We start from the raw sequence: 10,195 nt of genomic DNA on the forward strand, positions 1-10,195 counted from the left end.
CGTGCTGACCAAGAGCTGGTCCAACTGGCGGTGCCGGTGTTGCTTTGCCGGCCTGGATCTGTAACTTAATGTATCCTTCGACTTTCTTTGCCATTTTGGCTTCCTCCTAAGAAAATATGTGGTTGAGCGCAAAAGAATCAGGCAATCTGACAAGTCAGAAAACCGCTCTATGAGCAAATGTCCTTCTGCTCCCACTCCATAGGTGAATATATCTATATAAAGCGAAGTGCTCTATATCATAATAGGAATGCTCATGCATACGCATAAGACATTTATATACATGTATCTTCTCAACAGTCCATTAACCAACAGACATGAGCATGATACATTGCATTCAAAACACAGATCAGCTATCGATTCTGCGTACTTCCGCAAAACTGATCTCAACAGGAGTCTCACGACCAAACAGTTCTACATTGATTGTAGCTGTCTGCTTGCTGTAATCCATACGCTGAACGATACCTGCAGTATCTTTCCAAACGCCTGCAACAACAGCAATCTCGTCTCCAACTTCAAAATCAACTGTCACATTCTGAGTCTTAATACCAAGAGGCTTGATCTCAGCATCTGACAACGGAACAGGCTTAGATCCCGGACCTACGAAACCTGTAACACCCCTGGTATTACGTACTACATACCATGTGTCATCATTCATGATCATATGAACAAGGACATAACCGGGGAACATCTTACGTTGAACAGTCTTCTTGGCACCATTCTTAACTTCAACTACGTCCTGAAGCGGAACACGTACCTCAAGAATCTGATCTTCCAGATGACGATTTTCAATTGTCTTATCAAGATTGGCTTTTACCTTATTCTCATATCCTGAATAAGTATGAGCAACATACCATTTTGCTTCAGAAGTCTTATCTTCCGGAGCGAGGGCATCCTGACTTTCAGCTACGTTCTCAGCTTCAACTGATTCTGCAGCTTCGCTCATGTTGTTCTTTTCTTCTTCTGCCATTTGCATCTCCTCATCAAATTCCTGCACACTGCGAAAACTATCAAACATCTCAGATTACAGGCTCTGAATGAAATTTAAGCCAAGTCCGAAAACATAATCAAGAACAGCAATAAGAGCAGCCATAACCGCGCAGATAATAGTTACTGCTACTGTCTGCTTACCAACTGTCTCTCTAGAAGGCCAAGTAATCTTAGCAAACTCAGATTTAAGTCCTTCCCAGAAAGAACTGATTGTGTTCTTTTTAGGCTCTTTCTTTTCAGAAGCTTTAACTTCTGTCTTATCTGATTCTCCCATTGTATCGGTCTCCCTTCTGTCGCAGGATTACTTTGTCTCCTTGTGGATTGTGTGTCTTCTGCAGAAAGGACAGTACTTCTTGATCTCCATACGATCAGGGTGAGTCTTCTTATCCTTTGTAGTATCATAGTTACGGTTCTTGCACTCTGTGCAAGCAAGTGTAATTCTTGTACGCATCTCTCTACCTCCGCGCGCTTTCTATCTTTTTTACTTAAAGGTCAAATTTTATGCATAAAAAAAAGACCTAAAATTTCATGTCGCTGTACTAGAATATCATAGAGCCGTGAATTCGTCAATATTTTTTTGTAATTATTATATACTGTGGCTCAAATCTTTTTGTCAGTTCCATAATTATATTTTTTACAGAGTCTCAAATCTTTTAGTCATTTTTATCATTGTATTTTTGAGTCTCAAATCTTTTAGTCAGTTTTATCATTGTATTTTGAGTCTCAGTTCTTTTAGTCATTTTATCATTGTATTTTTGAGTCTCAATTCTTTTAGTCAGTCTTATCATTGTATTTTTGAGTCTCAAATCTTTTAATCATTTTATCATTGTATTTTTGAGTCTCAAATTATTTAGTCAGTTTCATCATTTTCTTTTTCCACAAAAACTTCATTCCAGTTGATGACGTTGCGAATAAAGGGATCGGCGCCGTATACGCCCTCGAGGTATCTCTTGGCATACTTCTTGTCTTTGAGCCTGTCTTCCTGGACTACAAAATCTGCCAGGCTGTAAAGCACAGTCCTTTGGCGATCACTCCTTGCTGCAAACCAGATCTCATCGCGGCGAAGGAAGTCCTTATCAAGTGTCACCATATCATAAGAAGTCAGGATCAGCTGAGCCTTTCTTTGATTACTGTTTCTATTAAGATAATATCCAAGAATATGCTTAAGGACTGATGGATGAAGCTCAAGCATACCCGAATCAAGCATTACAGCCTGCCCCTTAATAAGACTGTTGGCAATAACAGGAAGAAGATATATTGTCTTCCTGATTCCTGAAGACTCGTCATCAAGCATGATCTCATATTCAGAATCACCGATCCTGTGCGTTACATATATCCTCTCGCCCATGACCTTGAGATCTACAATATCAAGATCAAGCTCAGCGATCATATTTCTGAACAGGTCCCACACATCTTCCTGTGACAGGGCATCAGTAAGAAGTACGTCTGCATTTCTTTCATCCTGCATAAGGTCAAGACCTTTTACAAAGAAATTGACAGCATCACTTACTATCTCATTTTCCGGAAAAAGATGCATAAGGCTTCCAAGAAAGCTATCGCTTCCTGTAATCTCTTTCGTTTTTTCAAGCTTACTATCGTCTAATCCTAATATTTTCCTTACAGTTAACTCATCTTCTTTTCTTTCAAATACGGATGAACGTCTGTAATTATCGTTGCGAAGCCTGTCAAGACTTTCATATATTATGCTGCCGTCTTTAACATGGATACGATATCTGTACTCAGCACTGTCTGAAGCATAAATTATCTCGAACTTGCTGGGATTATTTCTGCTTTCTTTGGAAAAATAAAATGGAACTGCCTCTTTACAATCTTTCCTGCCAAGGACTATCCCTTTTACAAGTTCAATAGCCTTAAGTAGATTTGACTTTCCGCTTCCATTTGAGCCATAAATTACTGCTACCGGAAGAAGTTCATCATCACCTCTATCTATAATGTGGTCCTTGTGTTCGCTGACACCAGAGACCGCCTGAAGATCAAGAGTTATAGTATCCTTTATACTTTTATAATTATTAACAGTAAACTGAATAAGCATACGACTCCTTTCGCCAACTACGCTATCCTTAAGGTACTTCTATTTCTTTTGCCAAAAAGGACGGCCCAAATAAGGCCGCCCCCATAAAGTTCATGTATTATCAGAAAAATTATTCTTCCTCAACATCACCAACCGGTTTACCACCAGTTGCAAGCCATTTAAGATATGCATTGATAAATGGATCAAGATCTCCATCTAAAACGCCGTCAGCATTTGAAACTTTCTCACCTGTTCTTGTGTCATTAACCATTGTATATGGCTGAAGTACATAAGAACGGATCTGGCTTCCCCAAGCATTATCCTTAACTTCGCCTCTGATACCGGCGAGCTTGGCTTCATTCTCTTCCATCTTGAGCATAAGGAGTTTAGCTTTGAGCATCTGCATAGCCTTATCCTTGTTCTGGAACTGTGAACGCTCATTCTGACAAGTAACAACGATACCTGTTTCAAAGTGAGTGATACGAATAGCGGATGATGTCTTGTTGATATGCTGTCCACCTGCACCACTTGAACGATATGTATCAATTCTGATCTCTTCAGGACGAACCTCGATATCAAGATCTTCTTCAATATCAGGCATTACATCATTGGATACGAAAGAAGTCTGACGCTTACCCTGCGCATTGAAAGGGCTGATACGTACAAGACGGTGAACACCTCTTTCAGACTTAAGATATCCATATGCATTAAGACCATTGATCTGGAATGTAACTGACTTGATACCAGCTTCATCACCATCAAGAAGGTCTAAAACCTCAACGCTGAAGCCATGACGCTCAGCCCATCTTGTGTACATACGATAAAGCATTGAGCACCAGTCGCATGCCTCTGTACCACCGGCACCAGCTGAAAGCTTAAGGATCGCATTACATTTGTCATACTCACCATTTAAAAGATTGGCAATTCTAATCTCTTCAAGAACCTTCTCGAACTCATCAAGGTCAGCTCTTATCTCATCTGCCATATCATTATCTTCTGTGCCTTCATCATTGCACATATCGATCATGTCAATGATGTCGCCGTACTGAACATTAAGATGCTCCATCTTCTCAATAAGATCCTGCATGTTTTTGAGCTCTTTGGTCTTCTTGTTGGCTTTATCAGCATCATCCCAGAAGGTTGGCTCTTCCATCTCACGGTTTAATTCTTCAATTCTTTTCTTCTTGCTCTCAAGATCCAGTGAAGCTGTAACCTCATCAAGTGTAGGCTTCAAATTCTGAATCTCAATCTTCATGTTATCTAATACTACCATTTTATACCTCTGATTACTCCACTCCGCCTTGAGCTCCGTGGCAGTTCTTATATTTCTTACCACTACCGCATGGGCATGGATCGTTTGGTCTTATCTTGACTGCAGCTCTCTTAACAGGAGCCTTCTTAGCAGACTCGTCCTTGTTGGTACCTGTAACCTTGGCTACCTGCTCACGTTCAACCTTCTCCTGAACATGTACATGGAACAGGAGTCTTACTGTATCTTCCTTGATTCCGGCCATCATCTCATTAAACATATCATAACCGGCCATCTTGTACTCAACCTTAGGATCACGCTGACCATAAGCCTGAAGACCAATACCCTGACGAAGCTGATCCATATCATCGATGTGATCCATCCACTTACGGTCGATAACCTTAAGAAGGATTACACGCTCGATCTCACGGATAGTCTCTGCTTCAGGGAACTCAGTCTCTTTTTCCTCATAAAGAGCAACTGCCTCTTCCTTGAGCTGCTGCTTAAGACCATCTTTGGACTTCTTTGTAATACGTCCTCTTGTTACAGGCTTAAGAGGAACTGTTGGCAAAAGAAGTTCATTGAGCTCCTTAAGATCCCAGTCATCAATATTCTGTCCATCACCTATAACAGTATCAATGCTCTCTTCAACTATATCTGTGATCATCTTGTAGATGTTATCACGAAGAGACTCACCGTCAAGAACGCGGCGACGCTCTTTGTAGATGATCTCTCTCTGCTCATTATTAACAGCATCATATTCAAGGAGGTTCTTACGAATACCGAAGTTGTTCTCCTCGATTCTCTTCTGGGCAGACTCGATTGCCTTTGTAAGAGCCTTGTGCTCGATCTCCTGTCCTTCAGGAATACCAAGTGTATTGAACATATTGATAAGACGCTCTGAACCAAAGAGTCTCATAAGGTCATCTTCAAGTGAGATATAGAACTTGGATTCACCAGGATCTCCCTGACGACCTGAACGTCCACGAAGCTGATTATCAATACGTCTTGATTCATGACGCTCTGTACCTACGATCTTAAGACCGCCAGCAGCTCTTGCCTCTTCATCAAGCTTAATATCAGTACCACGACCAGCCATGTTAGTTGCGATTGTAACAGCGCCGTGCTTACCAGCTTCAGCTACGATCTCAGCTTCCTGCTCATGGAACTTAGCATTAAGTACGTTGTGAGAGATGCCTGCTTTATTAAGCATCTTGGAAAGAAGCTCTGAAGTCTCGATAGTGATAGTACCTACAAGAACAGGCTGTCCTTTCTCATGAGCTTTCTTAACAGCTTCTACAACTGCTTCATATTTTTCCTTCTTGGTCTTATATACAGCATCCTGAAGATCCTTACGGACAACAGGCTCGTTTGTAGGAATCTCTACAACGTCGAGTGCATAGATATCACGGAACTCCTGCTCCTCTGTAAGAGCAGTACCTGTCATACCACACTTCTTATTAAACTTATTGAAGAAGTTCTGGAATGTGATAGTTGCAAGAGTCTTGGACTCACGCTTAACCTTAACATGTTCCTTGGCTTCAATTGCCTGATGAAGACCATCTGAATAACGACGACCAGGCATTACACGACCTGTGAATTCATCAACGATAAGAACTTCATCATCACGTACAATATAGTCATGGTCTCTTGCCATAAGGTTATTGGCGCGAAGAGCAAGGATTATATTGTGCTGGATCTCAAGGTTTTCAGGATCTGCAAGGTTTGAAATGTGGAAATAACGCTCAACCTTGGATACACCCTGTGCTGTAAGGTTAACGAGCTTATCCTTCTCATTAACTATAAAGTCACCAGTCTCTTCCTGTTCAAGACCCATAAGAGCATCCATCTTGGAAAAATCACCAACGTCTTCACCACGCTGCATCTGCTTAGCAAGCATGTCGCAAGCCTCGTAAAGCTTAGTTGACTTATCGCTCTGACCGGAAATGATAAGAGGAGTTCTTGCTTCATCAATAAGGATTGAGTCAATCTCATCGATGATGGCAAAGTTAAGGCCTCTTAAAACGCACTGCTCTTTATAAATGGCCATGTTATCACGAAGATAATCGAAACCAAGTTCATTATTGGTAACATATGTAATATCGCAATTATAAGCATCACGACGCTCATCAGAATTCATACCGTTTAAAACGATACCAACTGTAAGTCCAAGGAACTCGTGAATCTTGCCCATCCACTCAGCATCACGCTTAGCAAGATAGTCGTTAACAGTAACAACGTGGCAGCCCTTACCTTCAAGAGCATCCAGGTATGAAGGAAGTGTAGCAACAAGTGTCTTACCTTCACCTGTTCTCATCTCTGCTATACGACCCTGGTGAAGGATAATACCACCAATGAGCTGTACACGGAAATGTTCCATACCAAGTACACGCTTACCTGCTTCTCTTACAACAGCATATGCCTCAGGCATTATATCGTCTGAAGTCTCGCCATCAGCAAGACGTTTTTTGAATTCATCTGTTTTTGCACGAAGCTCTTCATCTGTAAGAGCCTGCATTGCAGGACGAAGTGATTCGATCTTATCAACGATAGGAGCGATTCTCTTCAGTTCCCTCTCTGAATGTGTACCTATAATCTTATCGAGTAAACTCATAACTTTCCAACTTTCCCCAAAATATCTGGTGTTAATTAACCAATCTGCACCTATTTATTTAAAAATAGTCGCAGTCCGTTTAGCATTATATCAAAAATATTACGTCTATTCAATTAACACCATGTAAATAATTTAATACCTAGGCAGTTAATAAAGGATTTTATGAAAAAAAACTTCCTGCTACTAAGCTACTCTCTGTAATATATACAGATATAGCTTGTAACAGGAAGCCTTATGATTCTATATTTTATCAGAGAAGCTTATCAATAAACCTTAGCCTTCTCTTCGCCATTCATTACACGGATAGCGCCCTGAGCAAGTGCAAGAAGCTCGTCTTCACCAGGATATACAGTTACAGGAGCGATGAAGTTTATTCTCTCTTTCATAGCTGATGTGATTCTGTCGTTATAAGCGATACCACCTGTTATGATGATCTGGTCAACTTTGCCCTTAAGAACTGTTGCCTGAGCACCAATGTCCTTACATACCTGGAAGATGAAAGCATCCATTACAAGTCTTGCCTTCTCATCGCCGGCATCGATTCTCTTCATTACTTCTCTTGCATCGTTAGTTCCAAGATAAGCATTGAATCCGCCTGCGCCTGTAGCCTTCTTGAGCATCTCTTTTTCAGAGAACTTTCCTGAGTAGCAAAGTCTGATAAGAGCTCCGGATGGAAGTCCGCCACTTCTTTCAGGAGACATAGCACCATCACCTTCAAATGCTGAATATACATCAACAATACGGCCATGGTCATGAGCGCCTACAGAAACACCACCACCAAGGTGTGCTACAACAAGACGAAGATCTTCATATTTTTTGCCAACAGACTTAGCATAACGTCTTGCAACAGCCTTCTGGTTAAGAGGGTGGAAAATAGACTTTCTCGGTACATCAGGCATACCTGATACACGAGCAACATCGCTGAGCTCATCTACAACAACAGGATCAACGATATAAGCCTTAACACCGATCTGATCTGCGATCTCACGAGCAAGGATACCACCAAGGTTAGATGCATGCTGTCCCTGAACACCGATCTCAAGATCCTTGATAACAGCGTCAGTAACTTCATATGTACCGCCTTCGATAGGCTTTAAGAGTCCGCCACGACCAACGATTACATCGAAAGTCTTAACATCAATATTTTTTTCCTTAAGAAAATCAAGGATGATGTTCTTACGGAAGTCCTTCTGATCAATGATAGAGTCATATTTGGAAATCTCTTCTGTAGAGTGGCGAAGAGTCTCGTCCATTTTAAGTTCTTCATCCTCAAAGATACCGATCTTGGTTGATGTTGAGCCTGGATTGATAATAAGGCTTTTGATTGCCATAATGTTATCTCCTTTTTTACGAAAAAATCAGAAAATAGTTAAACATACGAGCACCTCGTAAACTAACTGTATTCTTGATTTTTAATTTATAGTTACAAGATTTTATATTTCCGGAAGTACATTTCTATTATCGCTTAGAAAACACCGATCTTATATTTCACAGAAAAAATCTTTTTTTATTGATTAGAAAGTACCGTTCTTCTGATCTTCTGCAACTACAGCTGCAAGTGCGATAGAGTTGAGCTTAACATCTACACTATCAGAACGTGATGTAAGAATAACAGGAGCCTTAGTTCCAAGAAGAATGTTACCATTCTTAACTTTAGCAAGACGAACGATTGTCTTGTATGTAAGGTTACCAGCGTGAATATCAGGGAAAAGAAGGATATCAGCATCACCAACGATCTTACGGCTCTCAGCACCTGGTTTGAACTTAGCAGCTTCAGGATCGATAGCAAGATCCATGGAAAGAGGTCCATCAACTATGCAGTTCTTGATCTCTCCTGCTTCGCAAGCCTTAGTAAGCTCATCAGCTTCTACAGTAACCGGCATCTTAGGATTTACAACTTCTACAGCAGCAAGAGGAGCTACCTTAGGCATATCTACGCCGCAAGCTCTTGCAACATTAACTGTATATTCTATGATCTGCTTTTTATCTTCAAGTGTTGGATAAGGAAGGAATGCAACGTCTGTAAGGAACAGAAGTCTGTCGATACCCGGAATTTCGAAAACGCAAACGTGAGAAAGTGTCTGGCCTGTACGAAGACCAACTTCTTTGTTAAGAACACTCTTAAGGAAAGTCTTGGAATCAAGAGAACCCTTCATGTAGATATCAGCTTTGCCATCATGTACAAGCTTAACTGCACATGTAGCAGCTTCCTGCATATCTTTAACGTCAATTACTTCATACTCATCAAGATTCATATTGAGAGTTTTTGCGATCTCAGCGATCTTATCTGCATCACCTACAAGAACAGCATCAACAATGCCTTTCTTGTGTGCAAGCTCTACAGCCTCCAATACATGCTCATCCTGTGCATATGCAACTGCAAGCTTCTTTTTGCCTGTTGTTTTAAGTTTTGCAAGGATATCATCAAAACTCTTACTCATTTTGTAACTTCTCCTTTCACATATCCGTGATTTATGAGCGACTATAGAATCCTATAGCGCCCTTTTATTCAAGCATTTGTTAAAATAATAACACACCATATATCAATTTTCAATACTGCTCATATGGTGATAATAGTTTTTAGAAGCCTTCTGCTCTGCGCTTTTTACGCATATCAATTCTCTTAAGAGCACCTTCCCATTCTGCTTTCTGGCACTCTGTCTCGATCTTAAGACCGTAAGGAATAGTAATAGGCTTTTCATTATCATCAAGGCATACTTCTGTAAGATATGCTCTGTTTATTACATGACGAAGACCTGTCTTTCTATCTTCAACATAAGTGTCAACTCTCACTTCCATTGAAGTCCTGCCTACATAAGTAAGATAAGCTTCTATAACTACAATATCCATAAGAAAAGCTGGCTTTTTAAACTGAAGATTATCAACAGCAGCTGTTGTAACTGTATGTGCGCAATGTCTTGTAGCAACAATACCTGCTGCTTCATCGATCATGAGCATAAGGTTACCACCAAAAAGGCGGCCATATCCATTGATATCTTCGTGCATCATAACCTTATATCGTTCAACCTTGGAATCTTCTACAGTCTTATATCCAAGTTCACGTTTAATGTTGTCTTCTACCATAAATACCTCCAAAAAAAGATAAACATAAGCTAATTATACAATATTTATATTTACTAATATAATCTGTATAACGTAAGTTTTTACTTATCATACATTTTTGAATCATAGATTCAAAAATGCAGCAATAGAGCCAATTGAGTTCGACTTCGTCGAAGGCTCTATTGCCAACCGATTCATCGAATCACGAAACACGCAGTAAATGCGCGTTTCTGTAATTTACATTCAAGAA

9 protein-coding genes and 1 pseudogene are annotated in these 10,195 nt (G+C 40.4%); all 10 read right to left on the bottom strand.

Features of this window, described 5'->3' with window-relative positions:
• A pseudogene (locus K6G87_RS05450) lies at positions 1–94 on the bottom strand (50S ribosomal protein L11); the annotation flags it as partial.
• Positions 95–346: 252 nt separating this feature from the next.
• On the bottom strand, positions 347–967 hold the full coding sequence (gene nusG, locus K6G87_RS05455) for a transcription termination/antitermination protein NusG (protein ID WP_022754397.1): 621 nt from the start codon (positions 965–967) through the stop codon (positions 347–349).
• A 54-nt stretch (positions 968–1,021) separates the two neighbouring features.
• Positions 1,022–1,261: a preprotein translocase subunit SecE gene (gene secE, locus K6G87_RS05460; protein WP_022754398.1), complete on the bottom strand. Its 240-nt coding sequence runs from the start codon at positions 1,259–1,261 to the stop codon at positions 1,022–1,024.
• A 27-nt stretch (positions 1,262–1,288) separates the two neighbouring features.
• Positions 1,289–1,438, bottom strand: coding sequence for a 50S ribosomal protein L33 (gene rpmG, locus K6G87_RS05465; protein ID WP_022754399.1), 150 nt, complete (start codon positions 1,436–1,438; stop codon positions 1,289–1,291).
• Between the two features lie 399 nt (positions 1,439–1,837).
• The gene (locus tag K6G87_RS05470; protein WP_296834785.1) at positions 1,838–3,040 is read right to left on the bottom strand and encodes an AAA family ATPase; all 1,203 of its coding nucleotides are present in this window, start codon (positions 3,038–3,040) and stop codon (positions 1,838–1,840) included.
• Positions 3,041–3,149: 109 nt separating this feature from the next.
• The gene (gene prfB, locus K6G87_RS05475) at positions 3,150–4,292 is read right to left on the bottom strand and encodes a peptide chain release factor 2 (RefSeq protein ID WP_296834786.1); all 1,143 of its coding nucleotides are present in this window, start codon (positions 4,290–4,292) and stop codon (positions 3,150–3,152) included.
• Positions 4,293–4,305: 13 nt separating this feature from the next.
• Positions 4,306–6,882 carry a preprotein translocase subunit SecA gene (gene secA / locus K6G87_RS05480; RefSeq protein ID WP_296834787.1) on the bottom strand — a complete coding sequence of 859 codons (2,577 nt, stop codon included), beginning with the start codon at positions 6,880–6,882 and terminating at the stop codon, positions 4,306–4,308.
• A gap of 263 nt (positions 6,883–7,145) precedes the next feature.
• Positions 7,146–8,213 (bottom strand): butyrate kinase, encoded by a 1,068-nt coding sequence (buk, locus tag K6G87_RS05485; protein WP_296834788.1) that lies wholly within the window; start codon positions 8,211–8,213, stop codon positions 7,146–7,148.
• A gap of 183 nt (positions 8,214–8,396) precedes the next feature.
• A complete protein-coding gene (gene ptb / locus K6G87_RS05490; RefSeq protein WP_296834789.1) occupies positions 8,397–9,323 on the bottom strand; it encodes a phosphate butyryltransferase in 927 nt (308 codons plus the stop codon).
• Positions 9,324–9,462: 139 nt separating this feature from the next.
• Positions 9,463–9,966 carry an acyl-CoA thioesterase gene (locus K6G87_RS05495; protein ID WP_073388356.1) on the bottom strand — a complete coding sequence of 168 codons (504 nt, stop codon included), beginning with the start codon at positions 9,964–9,966 and terminating at the stop codon, positions 9,463–9,465.
• Positions 9,967–10,195 lie beyond the last annotated feature (229 nt).

The sequence above is a fragment of the Butyrivibrio sp. genome (assembly GCF_024699075.1).

What these genes read in the sequence shown, in the direction of transcription:
- K6G87_RS05470 (WP_296834785.1), bottom strand. Translation starts at nt 3,040, where the DNA reads ATGCTTATTCAGTTTACTGTTAATAATTATAAAAGTATAAAGGATACT.
- nusG (WP_022754397.1), bottom strand. Translation starts at nt 967, where the DNA reads ATGGCAGAAGAAGAAAAGAACAACATGAGCGAAGCTGCAGAATCAGTT.
- secA (WP_296834787.1), bottom strand. Translation starts at nt 6,882, where the DNA reads ATGAGTTTACTCGATAAGATTATAGGTACACATTCAGAGAGGGAACTG.
- buk (WP_296834788.1), bottom strand. Translation starts at nt 8,213, where the DNA reads ATGGCAATCAAAAGCCTTATTATCAATCCAGGCTCAACATCAACCAAG.
- K6G87_RS05495 (WP_073388356.1), bottom strand. Translation starts at nt 9,966, where the DNA reads ATGGTAGAAGACAACATTAAACGTGAACTTGGATATAAGACTGTAGAA.
- rpmG (WP_022754399.1), bottom strand. Translation starts at nt 1,438, where the DNA reads ATGCGTACAAGAATTACACTTGCTTGCACAGAGTGCAAGAACCGTAAC.
- prfB (WP_296834786.1), bottom strand. Translation starts at nt 4,292, where the DNA reads ATGGTAGTATTAGATAACATGAAGATTGAGATTCAGAATTTGAAGCCT.
- secE (WP_022754398.1), bottom strand. Translation starts at nt 1,261, where the DNA reads ATGGGAGAATCAGATAAGACAGAAGTTAAAGCTTCTGAAAAGAAAGAG.
- ptb (WP_296834789.1), bottom strand. Translation starts at nt 9,323, where the DNA reads ATGAGTAAGAGTTTTGATGATATCCTTGCAAAACTTAAAACAACAGGC.